This window comes from Chloroflexota bacterium (assembly GCA_016235055.1).
Taxonomy (GTDB): domain Bacteria; phylum Chloroflexota; class Anaerolineae; order JACRMK01; family JACRMK01; genus JACRMK01.
On record JACRMK010000026.1, the window covers coordinates 37,325 to 61,440 of the forward strand.

22 protein-coding genes are annotated in these 24,116 nt (G+C 63.4%); 10 read left to right on the forward strand and 12 right to left on the reverse strand.

Going from position 1 to position 24,116, the window contains the following annotated elements; genetic code table 11:
* Positions 1-235: 235 nt before the first annotated feature.
* The 5 genes from HZB53_06985 to HZB53_07005 all read left to right on the forward strand — a co-directional run bounded on the left by HZB53_06985 (position 236) and on the right by HZB53_07005 (position 5,084).
* Positions 236-922 (forward strand): RraA family protein, encoded by a 687-nt coding sequence (locus HZB53_06985; protein MBI5877377.1) that lies wholly within the window; start codon positions 236-238, stop codon positions 920-922.
* A 54-nt stretch (positions 923-976) separates the two neighbouring features.
* Entirely contained in the window at positions 977-1,747 is a 771-nt protein-coding gene (locus HZB53_06990; protein ID MBI5877378.1) for a type III pantothenate kinase, read from the forward strand.
* Between the two features lie 290 nt (positions 1,748-2,037).
* The gene (locus HZB53_06995; GenBank protein MBI5877379.1) at positions 2,038-3,963 is read left to right on the forward strand and encodes a hypothetical protein; all 1,926 of its coding nucleotides are present in this window, start codon (positions 2,038-2,040) and stop codon (positions 3,961-3,963) included.
* Positions 3,964-3,969: 6 nt separating this feature from the next.
* On the forward strand, positions 3,970-4,308 hold the full coding sequence (locus HZB53_07000) for an immunity 53 family protein (protein MBI5877380.1): 339 nt from the start codon (positions 3,970-3,972) through the stop codon (positions 4,306-4,308).
* A gap of 89 nt (positions 4,309-4,397) precedes the next feature.
* Positions 4,398-5,084 carry a hypothetical protein gene (locus HZB53_07005; GenBank protein ID MBI5877381.1) on the forward strand — a complete coding sequence of 229 codons (687 nt, stop codon included), beginning with the start codon at positions 4,398-4,400 and terminating at the stop codon, positions 5,082-5,084.
* A 10-nt stretch (positions 5,085-5,094) separates the two neighbouring features.
* Here HZB53_07005 and HZB53_07010 read toward each other — a convergent pair whose 3' ends face one another.
* Positions 5,095-6,102 carry a hypothetical protein gene (locus tag HZB53_07010; GenBank protein MBI5877382.1) on the reverse strand — a complete coding sequence of 336 codons (1,008 nt, stop codon included), beginning with the start codon at positions 6,100-6,102 and terminating at the stop codon, positions 5,095-5,097.
* A gap of 957 nt (positions 6,103-7,059) precedes the next feature.
* On the opposite strand from HZB53_07010, the gene HZB53_07015 reads away from it, so the two are divergent.
* The gene (locus HZB53_07015) at positions 7,060-7,326 is read left to right on the forward strand and encodes a hypothetical protein (GenBank protein MBI5877383.1); all 267 of its coding nucleotides are present in this window, start codon (positions 7,060-7,062) and stop codon (positions 7,324-7,326) included.
* 283 nt (positions 7,327-7,609) lie between these two features.
* Here HZB53_07015 and HZB53_07020 read toward each other — a convergent pair whose 3' ends face one another.
* The 6 genes from HZB53_07020 to HZB53_07045 all read right to left on the reverse strand — a co-directional run bounded on the left by HZB53_07020 (position 7,610) and on the right by HZB53_07045 (position 14,280).
* A complete protein-coding gene (locus tag HZB53_07020; protein ID MBI5877384.1) occupies positions 7,610-8,623 on the reverse strand; it encodes an ornithine cyclodeaminase family protein in 1,014 nt (337 codons plus the stop codon).
* A gap of 124 nt (positions 8,624-8,747) precedes the next feature.
* Entirely contained in the window at positions 8,748-10,088 is a 1,341-nt protein-coding gene (locus tag HZB53_07025; protein MBI5877385.1) for a S8 family peptidase, read from the reverse strand.
* 15 nt (positions 10,089-10,103) lie between these two features.
* The gene (locus HZB53_07030) at positions 10,104-10,358 is read right to left on the reverse strand and encodes a hypothetical protein (GenBank protein ID MBI5877386.1); all 255 of its coding nucleotides are present in this window, start codon (positions 10,356-10,358) and stop codon (positions 10,104-10,106) included.
* A 169-nt stretch (positions 10,359-10,527) separates the two neighbouring features.
* Positions 10,528-10,791 (reverse strand): hypothetical protein, encoded by a 264-nt coding sequence (locus HZB53_07035; GenBank protein MBI5877387.1) that lies wholly within the window; start codon positions 10,789-10,791, stop codon positions 10,528-10,530.
* 76 nt (positions 10,792-10,867) lie between these two features.
* The gene (locus HZB53_07040; GenBank protein MBI5877388.1) at positions 10,868-12,922 is read right to left on the reverse strand and encodes a hypothetical protein; all 2,055 of its coding nucleotides are present in this window, start codon (positions 12,920-12,922) and stop codon (positions 10,868-10,870) included.
* Complete coding sequence (locus tag HZB53_07045; GenBank protein MBI5877389.1) at positions 12,919-14,280, reverse strand: DUF2029 domain-containing protein; 1,362 nt, start codon at positions 14,278-14,280, stop codon at positions 12,919-12,921. The genes HZB53_07040 and HZB53_07045 overlap by 4 nt, the downstream gene beginning before the upstream one ends.
* Positions 14,281-14,453: 173 nt before the next feature.
* Between HZB53_07045 and HZB53_07050 the strand changes: the two genes are divergently transcribed.
* From HZB53_07050 to HZB53_07060, 3 genes are all read left to right on the forward strand, one after another.
* Positions 14,454-16,274 (forward strand): alkaline phosphatase family protein, encoded by a 1,821-nt coding sequence (locus HZB53_07050; protein ID MBI5877390.1) that lies wholly within the window; start codon positions 14,454-14,456, stop codon positions 16,272-16,274.
* 4 nt (positions 16,275-16,278) lie between these two features.
* Positions 16,279-17,100, forward strand: coding sequence for a dTDP-4-dehydrorhamnose reductase (gene rfbD, locus HZB53_07055; GenBank protein ID MBI5877391.1), 822 nt, complete (start codon positions 16,279-16,281; stop codon positions 17,098-17,100).
* A 253-nt stretch (positions 17,101-17,353) separates the two neighbouring features.
* Positions 17,354-18,304, forward strand: a complete 951-nt coding sequence (locus HZB53_07060) for a glycosyltransferase family 2 protein (GenBank protein ID MBI5877392.1) — start codon at positions 17,354-17,356, stop codon at positions 18,302-18,304.
* Between the two features lie 210 nt (positions 18,305-18,514).
* Here the strand turns inward: HZB53_07060 and HZB53_07065 are convergent, their stop codons facing one another.
* The 5 genes from HZB53_07065 to HZB53_07085 form a co-directional block, all read right to left on the reverse strand.
* On the reverse strand, positions 18,515-19,213 hold the full coding sequence (locus HZB53_07065; protein ID MBI5877393.1) for a DUF333 domain-containing protein: 699 nt from the start codon (positions 19,211-19,213) through the stop codon (positions 18,515-18,517).
* A 1-nt stretch (position 19,214) separates the two neighbouring features.
* The gene (locus HZB53_07070) at positions 19,215-19,871 is read right to left on the reverse strand and encodes a hypothetical protein (GenBank protein MBI5877394.1); all 657 of its coding nucleotides are present in this window, start codon (positions 19,869-19,871) and stop codon (positions 19,215-19,217) included.
* 2 nt (positions 19,872-19,873) lie between these two features.
* Positions 19,874-20,590, reverse strand: coding sequence for an NAD(P)H-binding protein (locus HZB53_07075; GenBank protein MBI5877395.1), 717 nt, complete (start codon positions 20,588-20,590; stop codon positions 19,874-19,876).
* Positions 20,591-20,935: 345 nt separating this feature from the next.
* Positions 20,936-22,216 (reverse strand): transposase, encoded by a 1,281-nt coding sequence (locus HZB53_07080; GenBank protein ID MBI5877396.1) that lies wholly within the window; start codon positions 22,214-22,216, stop codon positions 20,936-20,938.
* A 96-nt stretch (positions 22,217-22,312) separates the two neighbouring features.
* Entirely contained in the window at positions 22,313-23,008 is a 696-nt protein-coding gene (locus HZB53_07085; GenBank protein ID MBI5877397.1) for a DUF4386 domain-containing protein, read from the reverse strand.
* A gap of 543 nt (positions 23,009-23,551) precedes the next feature.
* Between HZB53_07085 and HZB53_07090 the strand changes: the two genes are divergently transcribed.
* Positions 23,552-24,085, forward strand: coding sequence for a transposase (locus tag HZB53_07090; GenBank protein ID MBI5877398.1), 534 nt, complete (start codon positions 23,552-23,554; stop codon positions 24,083-24,085).
* Positions 24,086-24,116: the final 31 nt, after the last annotated feature.

Sequence of the window (24,116 nt, forward strand, 5' to 3'; positions counted from 1 at the left end):
TGGCCAACCGGACGGGTCAAAGACCCGTCCCTACACCGACACGGCCATTTCCATGCGCGAGTGTGCGTCCCTGGCGCATCACCAACTTCCGCCGGAATGACGGGGTTGCGCGTACGTCGTGTCCGCCTGTCAGTTGCCGTGTCCGTTGTCCCGCAGGCACTTGTGCCGCCCTGCCCGCTGTGCTAGAATCGCTCTGTATCGTAGACGCTCACTCTTTCGCCTCCGGAGGTTATCGATGCCAGATCTGCTTTCTCCCGCCGAAATCGAGGAATTGAAGAAATTCTCGTCGTGCAGCATTGCCAACGCCATTGAGACGTTCAACATCCGGCCGCGCAACATCGGCTTCATGGCGTACGACATCAAGTGCATGTTCCCCGAGATGCCGCCGATGGTCGGCTACGCCTTCACCGCGCGCATCCGCGCGTCGTTTGAGGCCAAGAAGACGCCCGACGTCTGGGAGTATCGCCGGCAGTTGCAGGCCGCGCCTGGCCCCAAGATTCTGGTCATCGAGGACGAGGACGACGTGCCGGTCGGCTCGTACTGGGGCGAGGTCAATGCCAGCGTTCACCGCGCGTTGGGCTGTGTCGGCACGATCACGAACGGTGGCGTGCGCGATCTGACCGAAGTGCGCGCACTCGGCTTTCACTTCTTCGCCCGCACGACGCTCGTCTCGCACGCCTATGTGCACCTGCGCGAATGGGCCATCCCGATCAATGTTGGCGGCATGCTCGTGCGCCCGGGCGACCCGTTCCACGCTGACCAGCACGGCATCGTGCAGATCCCGCAGGAGATCGCGCACAAGGTCGCGGCGGCCACGGCCGAGTTCGACCGCAAGGAGCGATTCGTCATCAATGCGGCGCAGGACCCGCACTTCACGATGGCGAAGCTCGAGGCAGCCTACAAGGAGATGCGGGGGTACTAGCAGCTAGCGACTAGTGACTAGCAACTAGCTGCTAGCGACTAGCTGGAGCCTGTCATGCTACTGACCGTTGACATCGGCAACACCAACATCGTGCTGGGCCTGTACGACGGCACGCAGTTGCGCGACTCGTGGCGCGCGGCGACCGATCCGCGCCGTACGGCCGACGAGTACGCCGTGACGATCTACGAGTTCCTGGCGCGGCGCGGCTATCGCATCGAGCAGATCGCCGACTGCGCCGTCTCGTCGGTGGTGCCGGCGTTGACGCCGGTCTTCCGCGACCTGGCCAAGCGCTACTGGGAGATTGACCCGCTGATCGTCAGCGTAGACATCGACCTCGGCCTGCGCGTGCTGACCGACAACCCGCGCGAGGTCGGCGCCGACCGCATCGTGAACGCCGTGGCGGCCAAGGCGCTCTACGGCGCGCCCGCCATCGTGATCGACTTCGGCACGGCGACGACCTGGGACGTGGTGAACGCCGACGGCGACTACATCGGCGGCGCCATCGCGCCCGGCGTCGGCATCTCGGCTGAGGCGCTCGCCTCGCGCGCCGCGCGCCTGCACCGCATCGAGTTGACGTTCCCGCCGACTGCGATCGGCAAGAGCACCGATGCGGCGATGCGCGTTGGCATCCTGTACGGCTACGTCGGCATCGTCGAAGGGTTGACCGAGCGCATCCGGCGCGAACTTGGCGGGAACGTGCGCGTGATTGCGACCGGCGGGCTGGCCGGCCTGATCGCCGCGCAGACGCCGGTCATCGAGCGTGTCGATCCCGACCTGACCCTGCTCGGCCTGCGGCTGCTGTGGGAGCGGAATCGGAACAAGTAGCCAGTAGTCAATGGAGAGACAAGTGAACGGTCAATGGCTTGTCGTTGCCCGTATTATCGAAAACGAATGGAGTGGTCAGTCTCAATGACTTGCGCTTTCCTCGACACCAGGTTTGGGCAGCGTGACCGCGCGCAATTGCTGGCCGGTGGCGCAAAGCGTATCGATCCGGAAAACCCTGAGCTTGACGAAGTGGCGGCGGCGATCCGGGCGCATGCGCCGGACGCGCTGCCTCCGCCTCCGCGCCAGGTCTCGTTGTGGTAGATGTCCATTCACACTAGCAAGGAGCTATCATGCCCCGCACACCCCAATCCCTCAGCAGCCTGCCGCGCAGCGACGATGAATGGTTCGTCGGGGTGCACCGCCTGGACGTGACGATCAAGGGCGCCAACGGCAAACCGTCGACGCCCTATGTGGTCTTCGTCGTCAGCCATGACAGCGGCATGATCTTGAGCAGCGACCTGATCGACCATGCCCCGGTAGGGTCAGACATTGGGTCCGCCGTCGGCAAGGCAATGCGGGCGCCTGCGGCGCCCGGCATGGGGCCGTCCTGCCCGAGCGTACTGATCGGCGCCGATGATGCGGTCATACGCAGCCTCGAACTGTTTTCGCGTGACGAAGACCTGCACTGTGAGATCGCGGAGATGCCGGTACCGCCCGAAATCATCGAGATGCTCGAAATGCTGGAGTCGAGTATGCACGGGCCGGGTACCGTGCCGCCCATCACCTCGGTCAAGGGCGCAGCACCGGAGTTGCTAGCCGGCTTCTTCGATGCGGCGGCCGATTACTACCGCGGCGCGCCGTGGGTCCATCTCAGCAATCATCAGGTTCTGGCGGTACGCCATTCGGCCGAACCGGATTTCCGCTACGTGTTGACCATGGGGCAGGGCGGCGTTGAATATGGCCTGGCCGTCTACCGCCGCTGGGACGACCTGATGATGCAGTTCAACAGCGACAGTCCGCCGGTCGAGCGCATGCCGGAGGAGGGCGCCCTGTCACTGACGTACGACAACAAGCGCGATGCGCTGCCGGGCGACGTGGAGGCGATCCGGCGCCATCGCTGGAAGGTGGCCGGGGCCAACGCCTATCCGGTGGCGATCATTATCAACAACAAGGGCGAGGTCACGCGCCCGTCGGCCGGCGATCTGCGCTGGTTCGAGGCGGCATTGCGCGCCATGCCGGCATTTGCGCGCGCGCACCTCAAACCGGACGGGCACGGCGACTATCTCCCGGTCGAGGCGACGATCAACGTGAAGACGCACAGCGGCAATGTCGACGTCGTCGTGAAGTACCCCGCCGGGGACCTGCGCCTGGAAGAACGGCCGGCCCAGCTTGACGAGTATCCGCTCGACGAGGACGACGACATGCCAAGCTTCGACCGCCGCGCGATGGAGGGCAGCATGGCGGCGCTGGTCAGCGGTATGGATCCGGCGCGTCGCGGCAAGAACGACAAGCTGGATGAGGCGCAGGGCTTGATGTACCGTGCGTTCGAGGAGCGCAACCCCGCCAGACGCATCGCGCTGACGCACGATGCGCTGGCGCTGTCGCCCGATTGCGCCGATGCGTACGTGCTGCTGGCGGAGGAAGAAGCGCCGACGGTGGAGAAGGCGCTGGAGTATTACCGGGCCGGCGTGGCGGCCGGCGAGCGCGCGCTCGGCCCCGAGACGTTTGCGGAGGACGTCGGCCATTTCTGGCTGGTCTTCGAGACGCGGCCGTATATGCGCGCCCGGCTGGGCGTCGCCACCTCGCTCGAACGGCTGCACCGATTCGACGAAGCCGTGGCCGAGATGCGTGAGATGTTGCGGTTGAACCCGAACGACAATCAGGGTGTGCGCGACATCCTGCTCAACCTGCTGATGATCATGCAGCGCGACGACGATGTCGACGCCCTGCTTGACGCCTACGCCGAGCAACCAACCGCCAACTGGCTCTACACGCGCGCGCTGCAGGCGTTCAAGCGCAATGGCGACGGCCCGGCGGCCGTCAACGCGCTCAAGGCGGCGATCAAGGCGAACCCGCACGTGGTGCCGTACCTGACCGGCGCGAAGCGCGTGCCGGTTGCGCACCCGCCCTATATCGGACTGGGCGACGAGAGCGAGGCGGTCTACTATGTCACCGATCACCTGAACTATTGGAGGCGCGCACACGGCGCGGTGGCATGGCTCATGGCGCAGTCAAAGACGATCAAGCGACGGCCCGTCAAGCGGCGACGCAAGTAACCCCCGATGACAGGCGCGCTGGCGGGGTTGCAGGACTGGTACCGGAACTGCTGTGACGGCGAGTGGGAGCATCACTACGGCGTGACGATCCAGTCGCTCGACAATCCCGGCTGGCTCGTGACGATTGACCTGGCCGGCACAGCGCTAATCGATTGCCGGTTTGACGCAATCGATGCCCGGGCCGGCGGGACCGAATGGATGCACTGCGCGGTGCAGGACGCGCAGTTCCGCGCCGCGGGCGCATCGACTGGATGGGCTGCTGCGTATCTTTCTGGATTGGGCACAGACCTAAAGCCGTTTCGCGAAAGCACGGATGTGGCGGCTGGCGTAGGGGCGGGTCTCTGACCCGCTGGACAGGTCAAAGACCCGCCCCTACGCAACCAGACGCCGACCATATCGTAATCGGCGTGTGAACACGCCGCTGCGGAGGCCTCGTGGTGGAACGAAAACCGATGTCCAAAGGCGTTTGTTCGTACTGCGGCACGCTGGTCGCCAAATCGGCTATCAATGCGCACCTCAAGAAATGCGCCGATCGCCAGGCGGCGATACAGAAAGCCGAGCGCGGCAAGCTCCCGCGCGAGACGCTATATCATCTGCGCGTGGAGGCCGACGGCCTGACCATGTTCTGGCTTGATCTGGAAATGCGCGGCTCGGCACACCTCGAGGATCTGGATGGCTACTTGCGGGCGATCTGGCTGGAGTGCTGCGGCCACATGAGCCAGTTTTCGGTCGGCGGCTGGACAGGCGACGAAATTGCCAAACGTCGGCGCATAGACGAGGTGTTGCGGCCGGGCGTGAAGCTGACGCACATCTACGACTTCGGCACGGAGTCGGTCACGCTGATCAAGTCGCTCGAAACGCGCGAGGGGCGCCCCGCCTCGCGACACCCGATTGCGTTGATGGCGCGCAACCAGATGCCGGAGTCGATTTGCTCGGAGTGCGACCAACCGGCGACGCACCTGTGCATGGAGTGCGTCGCCGAGTATAACCTCTGGAACGTCATGTGCGCGCGGCACATACGCGAGCACCCGCACGACAACTATGGCGAGCCGATCGAACTCGTCAACTCGCCGCGCGTCGGGCTGTGCGGGTACACCGGCCCGGCCGATCCGCCGTACTAGCAACTAGCAGCTAGCGACTAGCCGCTACTTGCTCCGTCCACAGCTTGCGCGCCAGGCTCGGCGCATCGGCCTGGATGCCGTAGCGCGCGAAGTACTGGCAGATGCGCGTCACGTCCCGCGCCAGTAGCGTGTACGCCGACGGATTCTCGTACGGATTGACCGCTTGCGGGAAGTCGATGATGCGCAGGTCGCCGCCCCAGTAGAGCACGTTGTAGGCCGACAGGTCGCCGTGAATGCGCTCGCAGGCGAGCATGGTGCCGATGTTGCGCATGATCCGCCGGAACAGCGGCCGCGCCTCGTCAGGCCCCAGGCGCACCTGGTGCAGGGCGGGCGCCGGATCGCTCTCTGCGCCGACGTACTCCATCAGGATCGCGTTGTCGCTCTGCGCGACCGGGCGCGGCACGTCGGCGCCCGCCGCGTGCAAGCGGCGCAGCGTCTCGTACTCATGCCCCAGCCAGGAACCGTGCCGCAGTTCCTGCCCGAAGCGCGTTTTCTTTGCCATGGCGCGTTGTTCGCGCGTCGCGAGCACCTCTTTGCCCGCATCGTCCAGCACCTTGCGCCCCTCGCGATACTGCGCGTCGTTGCGCAGGTTGCGCAGCTTGCGCGGGCGATAGACTTTCACGGCCAGCAGATCGGCGCCGGTGCGCGGGTGCGCGCGGCAGCAGTAGACCGTCGCCTCCTTGCCGCCTTTGACCTCGTGCAGGACGTCCGTGATCAACTGGTCATCGTAGAACGTCTTCAGGTAGCCGATCAGCCACGTTTCCTCGAAGCGCGCCGCCTTGAAGGTAAAAACGATTTCGTTGTCGCGGCGCGTGTCGCCCAGCCCGGCCTTCAGCTCAGCGCGGCGGCGGCTGGTCACCGCGCGGGCGCGCGTCTGCTTCGCGGTGGCGATGCGCGGCGGCTGCTCGCCGTACAACGCCTCGTAGTCGGCATACGAATCGTCGGTAGATTCGGGCGCGGCAGCGGCGCTGTTGTTCAACGGTTCCGGGGCGTCCGGTTGTTCAAGCGGGATACTCAACGCGGGAATCCTTTCGCCCTGACGGGCGCGTCAAAATGCAAAAGCCACGGCAGGTAGTACCCCGTGGCTCGGCGTTCAGGCGCAAAAAAACCACAGGGCGGCGCGCGCCTGTGGTCGTCAGTGCGGACGGATACGGAGTCCGCTTACGAGCCGGTTTCAGGCGCACGCGCAAACAACATGGATTCGACGTTCATGTGAACAGTGACCGTTTGCATCTCGTGCGCCTCCTTTCGTAAGATTAGCTTCAGTTTAGCACGGGCCCGGCGGGTGGTCAAATCGGATTCATTCACCACGGAGGAGCCGTCATTCCGGCGCAAGCCGGAATCCAGGCAGCGCATCCACGGCCTGCACGCTTGCCACAGGCGGATATGGATGCCGGCTAACTACATGCCGGCATGACGGACTGGAGCGTACCGACAGTTCCCGGGTAAATTCGCGGGCTGTCGAATGATTGACAGGCGCACTCGCGGAGCCTACAATTCCACCAAGATATTACTCCTGTGTGCGATCGAAGGTTCGAGACTGCCCGCGTTGCTGGCCAAGTCGGATTATGCGGCATTGGAGAGGGAATGACCCGGCGAGACGGGTGTCAGAAAGTGCCCACACTGCGCAGAGTTGATCGAGGATGTGTGCACTTGACTATTTGGGCGTGAGAGGAACATTGGAGAATTAGGCCAGTATGGGGGGTGTACAATACGAGTCTCAAGTGCGAGGACGGGCGGGAACTTCGCCTTTTGTGGCAGGCGACCCGCGGATGACGCGAATCGACACGAATGGGACGACCGACAGGGCGCACGACCGTGAGGCCCTATCCTAACCGGTCAGAGCGACAAAAATGGCAGGTCCAGGGAAAGGAGAGCAAAACTGAAACGCTCATCTAGCACGGCGAGCTTAGTAGTCAAATGGTTACTCGAGAAATCGCGAGGTCACAGCAATACACAGATTGAGGAGACAAACATGGACGAGCTGATAGGCGTAGTTGACTACAACCTGCGTACGTTTCGGGGACGATACCCTATCGATGTCACAGATCAGGTATTTGTCGCCATTGAGACCAACCCAAGCCAATTGCGACTGTACAAGTCAGCTGTGAAAGAAAAAGGGCAAGATGTGGTAAACAAACGCATCGGGAAACTGGTCAAGAAACTAACTGGCCTAAACAACCTGGGACGGTGTAATTCGCCGCGAAGCAAGCTGATCAAAAGTTACGAGAAGCACGGATGAACGATATCGCACGCGGGAATCCACCGAAATATTGCACCATGCGCGAGGTAGCCAATAGCCTCGTTACCAATTGACATACGGGAGAAACCGTAGTACATGTGTTCTGTGTCAGACAGAGGAACGGCGGAGACAATCGCGCTCGACCCCGACTGAAAGTGACTGAGGATTAGGTGCGATAAGGAGCAACCCACGTCCATCTCCGCGCCAGCGTCTAGCGCAAGAAACACAACGCCCCGCATGGCAAATTCTATGCGGGGCGATCGCTTTCCTTTGCGACCTACGCTCACCCCTGCAAATCCACCTCAACGCCTAGCCCCATACGCAGCGCGGCGTTGAGGGCCGCCGTCGCGGCGGCGACGTCCTGCGCCGCGTTGCCGACCGCTTTGAAGAGCGTGATCTCGTCGCGCCCTGAGCCGGTCGGTGAGCTTGTCGAACCGGTCGAAGGGCGGCCGCTTTTCTGCCCCAGCACCAGTTCGCCCAGTTCGGCGGTGATGTCAATCTCCCGAATGACGCCGTTCTTGATCGGGATCACCAGGTCGCCGGCCTCGTGCGCCACCGTTGCGCGCGAATCGACCACGATGCGACTGACGCGCCGCATCGTCTCGTCGTCGGTTTCGCGCGTGTCCGGCGTGTACGCGCCGATCGCGTTGATGTGCGCGCCCGGCTTCAGGTCGCGCCCGTCGAAGACCGGCGTCGGGGAGGTGGTGCAGCAGCAGATGATGTCAGCGCCGGCGACCGCTTCCTGCGCCGACGATACGATGCGGACCGTCACGCCGGATTGCGCGCGCACTTCCACCGCCAGCGCCTGCGCGCTCGGCGCATAGCTGTCCAGCACGCGCAACTCCTTGATCGGGCGCACGGTGCACATCGCCAGCGCATGCGCGCGGCCCTGCGCGCCCGCGCCGATGATTGCGGCGATGCTCGCATCCGGCCGCGCCAGGTACTCCGTCGCCAGGCCGGAGCCGGCCGCCGTGCGCATGGAGGTCAGGTACGCGCCCTCCATCAGCGCCAGCGGCGCGCCGGTCTCAGTATCCACCAGCGCGACGAGCGCCAGAATGGTCGGCAGGCCGCGCGCGCCGTTGCCGGTATGCACCGACACGATCTTCAGCCCCATCGCGTGCGAGTCGCGCAGATGCGCCGGCATGAACAGGCTGACGCCGTCACCGGCGGGCAGTCCCACGCGCAGCGGCACGTTCGCCGCGCCGCTCGTGACCTGCGCGAACGCTTCGCGCATCGCCTCGATGGCGTCGCGCATGCTGAGACATTTTTGCAAATCGGAACGCGTCAGGATTTTCATACGGGCCTCGATCACAACCCCAGAGGCACAGAGAGCAATTCTTCTTTGTGCCTCGGAGTCTCGGTGGTGAAACGCAAGACGGGCGTTCACTTGAACGCCCGTGTCAAGTTCTGTGTGGTGTGCGCTACTGCCGCTTGAACGCCGTCAGCAACAGCATCGGCAGCATCAACAGAGCCGGCATGCAGCCCTTCTTGCCGTCTCCGGGCGGCGGCTCCGGCGTCGGTGCCGGCGGAGGCGGCGTTGGGGTAGGCGGCGGTGTTGGGGTGGGCGGCGGCGGTTCGGGTGTTGGCGCCGGAGTCGGCGGGGTCAGCGCCGAGTTGGCCTGCTCCAACTGCGCGCGGCCCGCGCCCATCGTATTCTTGTCCAGCCCGATATTCTTCGCCGTCTGCATCAGCGCCGTCTTGATCTGCGCCGGCGTCGCGCCGGGATGCGCCTGCAAGAGCAGGGCCGACGCACCGGACGCGTGCGGCGTCGCCATGCTGGTGCCCGACGCTTCCGTGTAGTTGTCGTCCACCACGCGGCCCATGCTGGTGCCTTTGGCGCGCGCGGCCACGATGCGCACACCGGGGAAGCAGATGTCAGGCTTGACGCGCCCGTCGGCGGTCGGCCCGCGCGACGAGAACGAGGCCACCGCGTCGAGATCGTCGGTCGCGCCGATCGAGATCGCCAGCTTGGCGCTGCCCGGCGAGCCGACCGTGCCCGCGCCCGGCCCGGCGTTGCCGGCCGCCACGCAGACGACGTGCCCCATCTGCATCGCCGCGTCGCACGTCTGCGACAACGCATCGCTGCCGTCCGACGCTCCATCGGAGCCGAGCGACAGGCTGATGACGTTCGCGCCGTGCTGGACCGCCCACTCGACGCCGGCCATCACGTCGCTCGTCGAGCCGGAACCGTTGGCGGCGAGCACCTTGGCGACGAGGATCGTTGCCTCCGGCGCGACACCCTTGTACTTGCCGTTCGACGCCGCGCCGGAGCCGGCCGCCGTGCTGGCAACGTGCGTGCCGTGGCCGTGGCCGTCGCGCACGCCCTCGCCGGTGAAGTCGTGCAGGTCGGCGATCCGTCCCGCGAAGTCGGGATGGTCCGGGTCGATGCCGGTGTCGACGATGCAGATCTTGATGCCCGTACCCGTGAAGCCGTTCTGCCAGAGCTTCGGCGCGCCGATCAGCGGCACCGACGCGTCGAGCATGACGTGCACCGGCGAGTCGTACCAGACCATCTCGACGTTCGGATCGTCGGTCAGCGCGCCGATCTGCGCGCGCGTGGCGCGCCCGGCCACGGCGGCGATGACGCTGTAGTGCCGCGCCACGCCAAACTCCTCGTCGGACGGCAAGCGCAGTGTGCGCACCACGCCGACACCGGCAACCGGCGCGCGGTACTTGACGATGACTGGCACGTCGGCCTGCGCGGCGACCGACATCATATCATACTGCGCGCGCAGTTCCGGGCCCAGCTTGGCTTCGTTCATGGCGATTCCTCCCCGTTACATGGTGTGGACGGCTTTGTCCTCTTCGACCCGCACGACCCACGCTTCGCGCTCCAGCGCCAGCACGACTTGCGCCACGCCCTCGATCGTGATGGCGCTGATCAGCGTGGAGACGCGCACCACGCGCAGGCCGAGCCGCTCGCAGTCAGGCGTGTGGTCGGCGGCCGGCGGCGCGGTGCGCACGATGGCGCGATGACGCGCGCGCGGATCGGCTTTCAGTTTTCTGGCGAACGACGCATCAATGACGGTCATAAGCGCCTCCGATGCCCTTATGTTAGCACAAACGGGCGGATAACTACCAAAACTCAAATCCCAAGCCCCAAATCCCAAACCAACCGCGCGAACCTCAGGTTGTCACGGTGCGTTGCGTGTCGGTGGTCGCCGCCTCGGTGCCGCCGCCCGGCAGTGCCTACATGCGGGGCTAGACAAATGGCGTAGTCAGTGCTGTCCAACATATCGATATTATGCCGACAGTGATGATCGTTAGCAGCGTGACGACTATTACAAATCCAACTGCTTGGTACATGCGTGATTCAAGCCAGATAGAGATGAGTTCGGGAGGAGAGCCGTCTGGCCAATACGCATCGATGTATGTGCTCTTTTGCCATTCGACGAATCCGATAATCTGGCGACGGAACAGAATCGAAATACCCACAGCGATTACTGCACCAAGAACAATGTGCATGTCTTCGCTCCTGGCAGACCTTTGCGATTGAGGTTTGACTAACCCGCATCGTGCATCAAAGCAGTCTCGCTTCCCTTCACGACCAGCGCATCTCAATCGCCGTCACAACCACCGGCGCATCTGTCTCGATGACGATCTCGCCGGCGGCGGTGACCGGCGCGTCGAGCATGACAGCCTCCGGGTCGACGGTGGCCGTGAGCGGCGCAGCGCCGCCGCTGATGCGTACCTGTGCCGCCTGCGCCTGCGCGCGCAGCGTGAGGCGCACGGTGCGCGGCTGCGGATCGCGCATCGCTACGCGCAACGTGGCACGTTCGCTGACGATCCGCTGCGGCTTTCCAGCGGCCTGTGTCACATCGCCCCAGCCGTCGCCGAGCGCGACGTACGGCTGATGCGGCGACGGTGGCTCGACGCGATAGACGGCCAGGTTCGGCTCGTTGACCAGCGGCGTCCGCGCGCCGAACAGATCGCGCAGCGTCTGATTGGTGACGGTGCGCTCGTCGCCCTCGCCCATCGTCAGTGGGTGATTGATGACGTAGCGCACGCCGAGATCGGACAGTACGCTCAGCCCGATGGCGCGCGCGTCGTAGACCAGGATATCCGGCTCCAGCGTGCGCAGGCGGTTCAGCACCGGCATCTTCTCGGCGATCGATAGCGGGTTGGCACGCGAGGTGTACGCCGTGATTAGTGGCCGGGCGTGCACCGTCTGGTACACCAGTGGGTCAGGCCGGTCCCAGTTGATTGGCAGTTCCAGCAAGGCGAACGCGCCCTGCTCCTGTGCGATCTGCGCGTAGAACGCCGGCGTCTCGATCGGCCACTGCGGGTAGGGCGCGGCCAGGAACTCGAACGCGATTAGCCCGAGCGCAAGCGCAAAGCCGCCGCGCCGCGCCAACGCGGGCACGGCGACGAACCCGGCCGCCGCCAGTTGCCCGAGCGCCAGCATCAGCATGATGTCGTAGCGGCTGACCGAGCGCGTGATGCGCACCAGCGGCACGAGCGCGTACAGCCACGCATACGGCAGCGGCAGGTCGACCGGCACCACGCCGAGAATGTGCAGGACCGGACCGAGCGCCAGCAGGAAAAAGGCCACTGCCGCTGCCAGCCAGAATGCCACCCGGCGCGAACGCAGACGCCAAATGCCGAGCGCGGCGAGCGCGAGCACGGTGTACCCGGCAAAGACCGTCCGCTCCGACGCGCTGCTCGTGAACTGATCGGCGATCGTGCGCGCCGCCTCGCCCCACAACGGATGGAACTCGCTCGGCGTGACGAACGCCAGCAGGTCGGCCGAGAGCATGATCGTCTCGTCGAACGGTGGGCGCAGATAGGATGCCGTAGACGCCTCGCGCAGCATCGGCGCGAGCAAGGGCGACAGCAAGAGCGCAAACAGGCCGACGGTCGCGGCCGCGTCGAGCAGTGGGGACAGATAACGGCGAAGCGTGCGGTAATGCGTGCGCCACAACACGCCCCAGCGCCAGGCGACGACCAATCCGGCAAAGATCAGCGCGTAGAGCGCGAAGTACCAGTCGCACAGCGCGTTGAGCGCCAGGAACAGCGCAGGCAGGATCGCGCGCCGCCCGAGCGGCTCCGGCCGGCGCTCCATGCGCAGGAACGCCAGCGCGAAGAACGGCAGCCACTCGCTCGATAGCACCTGCATGTGTCCCAGCAGGTGCGCCATGCGCACCGGCGCGAACGCGAAGATGAACCCGGCGAGGAACGCGGCCCGATCGAGCGCCGCACTGTCGATGGACGCGCGTCGAAGCGTGTCGCGCGCCAGCAAGTACGCGCCATAGCCGCACAACACGAACGTGGCGATGACGACTGTGTTGTACGCGACAACCAGCCCGCCGAGCAGCTGCACCGGCAGCGCCCACAGGCCGTTGAGGATGTTGAGCGTGTGAAATAGCAGGCTCGCGCCAGTCGGATAGAACAGCTCGGTCGTGAAGAACGGCGACGTTTGCAGGTCGAGCAGCGCGCGGCGCACCCACCAGAGGTTCCAGTAGTTCTGCAGGCCGTCGAAGCCATCGCCGGGGATGGCGCTGGCAAAGTTAGCGGCCGTCGGCCAGGTGAGCAGCAGCGCCAAAGCGAGGTAACCGCCCAGCACGGCGGCATGGCGGCGCACGGGCGAGCGGTTCATTCGCGCGCAGAGGGCTCCGCGGCGCACAGACCGAGCGCCAGCAGGCCGACGATGAAGCCGAGGTAGTTCTCGTTCAGGAAGCGCGAGGTGTAGGCGAAGGCGAACAGCAGGACCGCGCTGTGCCAGGCGATATTCGCCAGCGTGTTTTCGCGCCACTGCCGCCACGCCGTCACTGCCAGCAGCGGCGCGCAGATGAGCAACTCCGGCGCCCAGAACGGGAAGTAGGCCAGCCGCGACGGCACCAGATTGAGCGCCAGCACGAAGTTCGACAGGCCCCACCCGCGAATCTGATACGCCGTTGGCGACGTGCCCGCGCTCCACGCCCACACATCATCGTAGAAGTTCGCCGGATCCCAGAGCACGAATGGCAGCACGATCACGACGAACGGCACGATGAACGGGAGCCAGCGCACGATGAGCGCGCGCCACGAGGCGGGGCTAGCGGCCGCGTCGCGCCGCCAAATATAGAGGAATATGAACGGTGCGAAGAACCATGCGGTCGGCTTGGAGGCGCAGGCCAGCGCGAACAGCACGAGCGCCGCCGGGGTCGCCAGGCGGTGACGCCGCGTCAGCGCGAACAGCGTGGCGACCAGCCAGAACAGCACAAACGAGTCGTTCTGCCCGAAGATCACGTCGCTGCCCATGATCGGGTTCAAGCCCAGCGTCATCACCAGCACCAGTCGCGCCGTGGGGTGCGCCGAGAGGCGCGATGCCAGCGCCAACATGACGACGAACAGCAGCAGGTACACAAAGCGCTGGTCATACCAGCCGATGAGCACATTCGACAGTAAGTAAAATGGCGTCGAGAACAGGAACGTCCACGGCAGATACGGGTAGTGATAGAGCGCGGTCCGCAGGTCCAGCCCCCACTCGGCCATCGGCGTCTTGGTGTAGTCCTCGACGTACGGGTTTTTCCCTTGCAGGATGAACTTGATCGTCTCCTCGGTCTGGATCACGCCGCCGTCGTGCGTGTAGGCGGCCGGTCCGGTCACATGGCGCAGGCCGACGAGGTAAAGCGACTGCACAATGACCGTCGTGCCGATAATGGCGAAAACGAGCGCCAGCTTGGCGCGAAAAACGCGCGGCGCGGGCGCGTCGCCGGCCGGCTGGAACAGATCAACGACGACGTGGGCCAGCACGAGCGTGAACGTGACGGAGATCAGCAGCAGCGAGAGCGGATCGGTCAGCCAGTCTTCCAGCAGTTTCCACGCGCCGGGCGAAAGCAGCCCGGCCAGCCAGCCGATCTGCCGGATCGTCTCGACCGGGCGCGGCGCGCTCATGTCGGCCAGCGTGTCGATGCGGACACGCGCGGTGACGAGCACCACGAGCAGGAGCACGTCGAGCCGTCGGAGGTTCATGCCTGCGATTATACCGCATCACAAATCCCAAACTCCCAACAACCAACTGCCGGCGTGGGGTTGGCGCGCGTGTTATTGGGATTTGGAAGTTGGGAGTTGGGAGTTCCAAATTGGGATTTGGTGCTTGGGGCTTGGGATTTGAATTACAAACCGTATGCTATAATCGCTTAGCTATGCCCGATCCGCTTGCCAAATCGTTCTACCGGCGCTTCCGCGAGTCCAACATGGGGCTGTTGCGGCGCGTGGCGCCGCTGCTGCTCGCCTCCGTGCTGATCATCGCGGCGGGGCTGGCGCCGGCGTATCTGCTGGTGCGCTGGTACGACAGCCTGGCGGGGTACCGCTCGCCGCTGGCCAAGTACCCGGCCCCCGGCGAGTCCGGCGATGCGGTCGTGCCGCAAGTGGTGCTCGTTGTGATCGATGGGCTGCGCGAGGATGTGGCGGCGGAGATGCCCGTGCTGCAGCGGCTGCGGCGCGCGGGCGCGTCGGCCAGCGTGATTGTGCCGTTCCCGTTCACGCGCCCCGCCTGGACCACACTCGTCACCGGCGCGGAGCCCGACATCAACGACGCGCCGCTGCTGGACCCCGCCGCCGAGCGAGCGCGCGCCCCCGCGCCCGAGTCGCTGTTCGTCACCGTGCACCGCGCCAATCTGAACACGGCCATCGCTGCGCGCCCGGACTGGCAGCCGCTCGTGTCAGTGCAATCGCTCAGTGAATCGTACTTTTCAAGCGAAGCCGACCTGGCCGTGGCCGACCAGCGGGCCAACGACGCCGCCATCGGCTTCCTGCGCAATTTCGCCCCCAACTTCCTGCTGGTGCATTACGCTCTGCCCGCACAGGTGGCGCAGTCGGACGGCGCGACCAGCGACGCCTACCGGCGCGCGGCGCTACAGACCGACCAACTGCTCGGCGCGCTGGCGGCCGAACTGAACCTGCGCCAGACGGCGATTGCCGTCACGACCGGCCATGGCTACACCGACGCGGGCGGCCATGGTGGCGGCGAGCCGGCCGCGGCGCGCGTGCCGCTGGTGCTGACCGGCGCGCGCATCAAACCCGGCGAGCTTGGCGCGATACGCCAGAGCGATATTGCACCGACACTGGCCGCGCTAGCCGGCGGCAGCATCCCCAACGCGTCGCAGGGGTCCGTGCTGTTCGGCGCGCTCGACATCACGGACGCGCAACGAGCCGCCAAGGCGCTGGCGCTCGCCCAGCAGCAGCGTGACTTCGGCGCGGCGTACCTGGCGACCATCGGCGGCCAGTTGAGCGACAACGCGCTGAACGATGCGCTCGTGGCGCGCTCGTCGTTTGAGGTCAAGAACTACGGCAGTACCTACGATCTGGCCAGCCTGAACGTCGTGCAGATCCAGCACGACATCGACGTGGCGCAGACGGCGCGCATCGGGCGGGAGCGCGTGGCGCGGCTGCCGCTTGTGCTGGTGCTTGCCTTCGTGCCGCTGGTCATCTTCTGGTGGCGGCGCGGCCTGCCGCTGGCCGGCGCCGGGCTGATCGCGCTCGGCATGGTGACGGTCCAGCATTTTCTATACTTGCAGGCCGGGCACGCGTACTCGTTCAGTGACGTGCAGGCGATCCCGCTGTTCCTGCGCGGCTTCGCCGAACGCGGCGCGGCAGCCCTTGCGTTCGGCGGCCTGCTGGTCATCATCCTGCACTGGCGCGACCCGAAGCCGTCGCGCACGCGCGTCGCCGTGGCGCTGATCAGCGCGGCCGCGATCGCCGTCTTCTTCCTGGCCGTGCCCGCGCTGTACGGCTACTATCTCAACGGCCTGAACACGGATTGGTACATTGGCGACGTCGGCTGGATGTTCACGTTCGTGTTTGGCCTGGCGGCCATCGCGGCCATGGCCCTGCTGGCTGCGCCGGTGGCCGTCGCGATCGCGCTGGTGTACTGGCTTTCGCTGATTATCGTGCATCGCATCGCGCGGCTGTCGTGGATCCAGCGGATCGGCACGCGCCTGCGCCAGCGGCCCGACACCCCATAATTCTATGCGTATCGCGATTACCGGCGCTGGTGGACAGCTTGGCGTGGCCCTGCAGTCCGCACTGCGCGGCCACACGGTGCTCGCACTCGACCATGCCACGCTCGACACCGGCGATCCGAGCGCGACCGCCGCGCTGATTGCGCTCTTTCCCGAGGCGGTCGTTCACGCGGCCGCGATGACCGATGTGGACGGCTGCGAGCGCGACCCGGCCGCCGCCGAGCGCGCCAATGCGCTGGGCGCGAAGCACGTTGCGCTGGCCTGCGCTGAGTTGAACGCCGCGCTGGTCTACGTCAGCACCGAATACGTGTTCGACGGTCTGAAAGGTGCGCCGTACCTCGAAGACGACGCGACGAACCCGTTGAGCGTCTACGGGCGCACCAAGCTGGCCGGGGAGCGGCACGTCGCCGCCATCGCGCCGCGCCACTACATCGCTCGCACCTCGTGGGTGTACGCGCGCGGGCGGCGCAACTTCGTCAACCGCATCCGGCAACTGGCCGACGAGCGGCCGCGCCTGAGCATCGTCACCAACGAGCACGGCTGCCCGACCTACGCGCCTGACCTCGCCGCCGCGATCGTGCAACTGTTGCGGCACCCGCAGTACGGTATCTATCACCTTGTCAACGAGGGCGCGGTCAGCCGCTACGACTTCGCGCGCGCGATCCTCGGCGAGGATGGCCGCCCGGACTACCCGCTCGACCCGGTCGATTCGTTCCCGCGTGCCGCGAGGCCGCCCGCCTACGGCGTGCTGGCGAACACGCGCGCCGCCGCGCTCGGCATCGTGCTGCGCCCGTGGCGCGCGGCGCTACACGAGGCGTTGGCGGCTTAACTATGTGCAGTGTGTCAGCTAAAACACTCCGGGTGGGGCCAAAATCCCACGCGCCAACCAAACCGTCATTCCGGCACGTAGTTAGCCGGAATCCACGCCCATGTCAGACAATCGGCCAGAGGCAAGTAGCGCCTGCTGGTGGATTCCGGCCAAAACCACGCCGGAATGACGACCGATTGCCTGGGGCTCTTGAGCGAAGGTGCTTCAGGACAGACAAAATCGAGCGTGGTGTGACTATCCACGCGCTTGTTCTATGAGCGGCAACCCGCGCGCATCCATCATCATCCCGTCATACAACGGCATGGCGCATTTGCCGGTCTGCCTCGCGTCGCTGCGCGCGCAGGCTGGCGCGCCGTCGTTCGAGACGATTCTCGTCGACAATGGCTCGACCGACGAATCGGTGGGGTTTGTAGCTCGCGAATTCCCGGCAGTGCGCGTCGTCGCCCTGCCGCGCAACGAAGTCTTCGTCGGCGCGGTCAACAGCGGCATCCGCGCGGCGCGCGGCGAGATCATCATCCTGCTGAACAACGACACTGAGGCCGAGCCAAACTGGCTGGCCGAACTGGTCGGCGCGCTGGACGGCGAGCCGCAGGCCGGCATGGCGGCCTCGAAAATGCGGCTGTTCGACCGGCGCGACACCCTGCACAACGCCGGCGACAGCTTCGGACGCGACGGCCTGCCGGTGAACCGGGGTGTGTGGGAAACCGATGCGGGCCAATACGACAACGACCGCTTCGTGTTCGCGGCGTGCGGCGGCGCGGCCGCCTACCGCAAGACGGTGCTCGACCGCATCGGTCTGTTCGACGACGATCTGATCGCGTACTGCGAGGATGTCGATCTCGGCTGGCGCGCGCAACTGGCAGGCTACCGCTGCGTCTACGCGCCGCGCGCCATCGTCTATCACAAGCTGAGCGCGACCGGCGGCGGCAAGCTGGCGAGCTACTACGTTGGGCGTAACGTGCTCTGGGTGCTGGCGAAGAACCTGCCGGATAGCCTGTGGCGCAAGTACCGCGGGCGGATCATCGCCGCGCAACTGCGCATCGCGCGTGATGCATTGCTGGCATGGCGCGGCGAGGCCGCGCGCGCGCGCCTGCGCGGCCAATGGGATGGCCTGCGCGGCCTGCGGGGCATGTTGGCCAAGCGCAAAGCGATTCAGGCCGCGCGCGTCGTGGACGACGGGTACATCGACAGCCTGCTAACATAAGAGACCCTTCGGGTTTTTGAAAACCCGAAGGGTCTGCTACTCGCCACATGGCATCTGCTTAATGCGGAATCTCATCGCCCTGGCAGGTGGAATGTCTCTGCCCTGCTATTGTGCAGCCCAGAGAAATAGCGGTAGGGTTCGGCGCTATGTCAGGTTTTGTTGTTCTACGCCATAGGATGTCTCGCCCTCAACCCTTATTGTGAATGTTATCTACTCTTTAACCTCGAGGCGATCCACCTGTATCTGCGAACCGTTGCAGTCAGGCACATTGCTGAGTAGTGTGCCATATAGATGAACGATCCTGCCGCTATCGCGCTGCGCCTGGATCTGGGACCTTATCGCCGGGTCCATGGAGTCAATGCCAAAGGAGATCACCCGTCCCAAGTCCCTCCGCTCGAAACAGTCATCAAACTGTGCGCCAGGCTTGTTGCTCTTGATGATCCCCCACCAGTCAGCTATCTTCTCTGGCGTACCGGGTGTCACGAAACTGCCTGGGATACTTCCTCCTGTGCCGCCACCACTTGGTATTGCGGTTGGGACAACGGCAAAGGCAGGTGTTGGGCTTTTTTGTGCTGCCCGGCCACACTCTCCCCGGTAATAGGCCCACTCGTCACAGGTGCTGCCATCCGGAAAAACACATATTCCGTTTTGGCTGCCATCGGCAGCAGTGCGAAATTCGAGTGTGTTCCCTTTCTGTATGCAATAGACCGAGGCAGGATTCGGCATAGACGCTTGAGGCATGTCCGTTGCAGCAGCATCGGGTGCCGACTGCGTCTGGGGCGCTGTGCAGGCTGTCAGCGCCATCAAAATGATTGTGAATGTAAAGATCCTTTTCATTTTTTCTTTCTTTCTGTTGTTCCTGATTCTTGAAAACTCTATTTTTCTTCGATTTCCCGTGGATTTGCCCATGTCAAGTGCTGTGACGCGGCACGAACGTATTCGCTTGCTGCGCCGGCACGGCGGCGCTGCGGCGCAGCATGACGATTCCCACCCAAGCAGACCATACCATCATACCCGGCCCGAAAATCATAAACATGATCTCTGCTAAAGCGGGAATCATCGTGAGGATACCCGCGATACCGAGAAACACGCCCAGGTAGCCAGGCGCCCTGGTAAGCCCTCTCGTTCGCAACGCGGCCAGGCTGAGTAGCAGCACCCATAAGCTGCGTACCAGTGCCGTCCATGCCGCCGCCGCTTGAGCCGTGTCGTTGCCATAGAGATTGGCGACTACGCCGAGGTTATGGAGCATGAGGTTGCCGGTGCCAATGATCAGTCCCGCCCAGATAAACCCGAAAACCGTAGCCGTCTGCATCAATGCCGGCGAGCCAGCCTTCAACCGCTCGTAAAGCGCCAGCACCATGATCACCAACGTGATGGCTGACCCCCAATAAACGATCAAATTCCACAGGTACACGAGGGTCTGGTTGTCGGCCAGAAACTTCAGGACCTGATCAGGCGCGGCGTCCAGAAGGGGAAACATCAAGGTGAAGCCCAAGACCATGCCCACCACCAAGGCTGCGGCGTGACCCAGTGCCGCAATGCCGCCCCACTTCTGCAAGTTGTTCATTTTCAGGCTCCTTTTGTGGAAAGATGTTGCTGAGTTTCATAAGCAGCGTGCGCCAGCGCCGAAGGTGTGCGGCGGCCGACAATGGCCGGCGCTTCGTGGATCAACTCGTCGTTCTTAAGAGCCTCGACCATGAATAGAGCGTAATCCACGCGGCGCGTCATATTGCTTTCCAAGATGGGATCACCCACGTGCCGACTCCACACGGGCAGGCCCTGACTCTCGCCCTCTTCAAGGTCGCTCCCACGCACGACCGTCCAGCGGGTTGGGCTGGCAAATACCCGTTGGCAGGCTTCCACCTGGTCATCAATTTCCACGGCACGCAGCAACTTTCCGATCCATCCAGCGGCTTTGAGGGCTGCCTTGAAGGTGGAGGAGTACACATCCTGGCCGTCGCGCGTGATGTGCCAGCCGCAGGAAAAGATCAGGCGCGCTCCCGGTTGGGCGTAGTCGAGTACTGCCTGGGCCGTTCCCGATGAATACTGTTGAACCCCCCAGGGGATCAGCACGGTGAGGACCCCGTCGCAGCCAGCGACAGCCTGCTGAATCACCTGGCGGTCGTTTGTCGCACCGGGAATGAGTGTGATGCGCCCTTTGAACGCCTCGAGTTTGTTCACGCTGCGCTCCCGGCAGACTCCGACCACCGCATGTCCCCGATCCAGAGCGTGCTGTACCATGTAAGTACCGAGCTTTCCAGATGCCCCAATGATGCAGATTTTCATCTCTTTCTCCTTGTCAACAGCGTGCACTTTAGATGTGCCAATTTATACTTAGGCGCCTTGTCGCAATAACTTGCTGCATTTATGCGACGCGCGCGTTAGTCCACGGGCAGCGGTATATACGGATCGACCATTGCTGATGGCTTGATGGCCGCCTGCCTCGTTTTCCGATGGTAAAACGCAGTCGCAAAACAGTATCAACTTATATTGACGGGCTGCCTTAGTTTCTGGACTTTGGCAACGAACTGACTCAATACAGAACTGCTGCGCCGGCGTGAGGGCGCACGAACAGGACCTCTCCGCGCGAGTGGATCAAGACGCGATGCAGCGGAAGGGGTGGTTGACGGTTTAGGGCGGCAGCAACATGGCGACGAGCTCGGCATCGCTGAGCCCGGAGCGAACCAGGGCAGCGATGTGACAGACCGTGTGTCGCACATGGGCGGCTTGATGCGTGCGCAAGACATCGCCCAAGGGTTGCAACGTGACCTTGGGGTCGGTCAAGAGCGGTGCGACGCGCTGGGTTTGCACGAAAGCATAAGCGGCAAAGACCAGCGTGTGCCAGCGCAGGATGGCCTCGAGCGACTGCACGCGAAAGTCGCTCAGGCCGAAGCGCTCCTTCAAAAACCAATTGTCGACTTCCGCCTGCCAGCGATAGCCGTAGTACTTCAGGATCGTTCGGACGTGCAAGCTGGTGTCCGAGCACAAGAAGTACGCGGGATGTGTATCCCGCTGTTTGCGTTTGGAGATGATCGCTACCACCGGTTGGGGGTAGCGGCGCAGTTGGCCGATGTGGTATCGGGTTTGATAGGTGCGACTGCGCTTGGCTGAGCGCACCACCACGCGGGTGATGCGTTGGTAGCCCAGATGCGGCCACCAGTGGCAGAGCGGACGGCCAGACAGATTGCGATTGGAGCGCGTCGCACAGATGAAGTGCCAGCCGTGCGCGCGAATGTAGTTGAGTAGCTGCTGGTTGTCGTACCAGGCATCGAACAAGACGTAGACCCGACAGGCGGGCGGCAACTGTGGTGCTACCTCGTCCAGCATCTGCTCGACGAGCGCCACCAGTTTGTGGTAGGTCAATTTCTCGGCAACGGCGCGCCCGCGATTGAGACGTTTGACCACCTTGACGGGCAGATACAACCGCCAGGCCAAGCAGAATTGGGCTGGACCGATTTGCAGCGAGAGCGTCACGTAGCGGGAGCTGTTGGTGCATTTGCCCCGCTGCCGCCGTTGCGTCACATGATCGTACTGCAAACTGACCGCTGCCAGGGCCTGCGTCGCAACATCTTTCGGGCAGAGCGCATCGTCGATCTTGAGGAACAGCAGGCGCCAGCCGGTTCGCGTCTGAAGCTGCACGACCAGCTTCAACAGGCACAGCGTCACGCCCTTTTGAAGCGCCTGATGGTCCCAGGGGCTGGCGCGGAAGAAGTCGGCCAGCGCAAACTCGTCGGCGTGGGGCAGTCGCAGCAGGCCCGTCAGGTGTCTGAGTGTCTTGTGTTTGCTGCCGCTGACCATCAGCGCTTCGATGAAATTGAGGGCATGCCGCTGCTGCGCAGGCGAAAAGTTGAGCAGCAACGGCACCAGAAAGTTGCATAATGACTCGGTTTGCGCGAAAATCCAGGTTGGCATCGGACTTCTCCTTCTTGATAGTGTGGCTTCAGCAACCAACACTTTAGGCGAAATCCGATGCTATTTCAATTTACGCTAACCCTTGCCAAAGTCCAGTTAGTTTGTGTCGGTCTTGGCAGCCCCGGAAGCGACTGCCGGTGAATTGACCCCTTTCGCGATCAGCCAGACCGCGAAAACAATCTCTTGCAGGGCAAGTAGAAAATCCATGTAGACCGATGTCATTAGATCGATAGAGCGGAACATAAACAAGCAGCTTGCCACGATGGTCACCGCAGTTCCAACAAGACCCCAACCTGCTAACCAACGCGGGGCGAGTTTCATTTGATACAGCAAATAGTAAAACATCAGGCCGCCCATACTCAGAACCAGAATCACGCCTACGTGATTGACCAAATCGCGTCCCGTCCGCAATAGTTCACCGATGGTTTGAAAGTGGGATGAAACAGGAGCCCCAGCTTTGACAAACTCCTGGCTTAAAGTCAACAGCAAGAGCAAGATGATGACCCCAATCACATTAAACGCCGCCGCAACTAGCCTGGACCCAACATATCCCAGCGCCAGGCTTTCATTATGTTTTTTCAAGATCGGATACAGCGTAATCGCCATGCCCACATGCGCCGCTGTCATCAGGAATTGGAAAAAGGCCCCTGAATTAACCTGGCTTGCATTGGCTGAAATTTGAACCAGATAATCGGGAATGTCTATGACAGGAACCACGCTAAACACCCCAGCGATGATCCCCAGAAAATACAGCGCCCCAGCCAGAATGGCAGTCTTTCTGTTTGTGTCCATTTTTTCTCCTTTTTGAACGATATGGATGAGTTTCTGTGAATTGGACTTGGATGAAACAGCGATCGCCATCCGATTGTGTCCACTTATTAAGATTGGCTCATCCCTAAAGTTAGTGCAGGGAGATTGACAACATCCGGTCAAGGCGGTACGCTCTGGACATGGACTTTCCATTACTTGACATATGCGACGACGATCTGGGTGAGGTCTGGCTGCGCAAGCACTTTCATCCGCGCGGCCTGCGCTGTCCGAAGTGTCACGCGACCGTGAAGCACGCGCGGGACTTCGGGCGTACCGGCCGTAGTCAGCTCACGCGCTATCGCTGTCGTGACTGTTAGATGGTGTACACGCTCTTTGCGGGCACAGTGTTTGCACACAAGCAATTGCGCCCGGCCCAAGTGATTCTGTTGTTGCGCGGGGTCTGCAAGGGCGAATCCACAGCGACTATGTCCCGCGAATTGTCCCTGGCCTATGATACGGTCCATCATCTACGCCAACAGCTCCACCGGCAAGCGATGCAGTTACAACCGACTACACCGCTGCCGGATGACATTACTGAAACCGACGAAATGTTTCAGAATGCGGGGGAAAAAAGGCGAGAAACACAGCGATCCACGCGATCCCCCACGCCGCCGCGCCAACAAACAAAGAGGCCACGGCACCTACGAGAATGACCGCCCGCCCATCATCGGTACGGTTGGTCGCGATAGCGGCCAAGTGCGTCTGCGTGTCGCGAAACATACCGATGGCAAAACCTTAAAGCGCCATGTGGCTCAATTCACCCGGCCCGATACCGTAGCCAATACCGATGAATGGCAGGGCTACAATCCGATCGAACGCCAACGGCGGACGGTCAACCATGGTGAACACGAATGGGCGCGCGATGATGATGGTGATGGCATGCGCGAGGTCCATATCAATACGACCGAAGGCATGTGGACGGGCACCCGCAATTTCCTACGACCCTTTCGCGGTGTCCACAAGGATCACCTGGAGGGCTATATCGCGATGTGCGAACACAGCATCAACCTGAAACGGATCACGCCGCACTTCATCGCCGCCCTTGTCCGTTGCACATAGTTTAGGGATGAGCCTTAAGATTTATTCCACG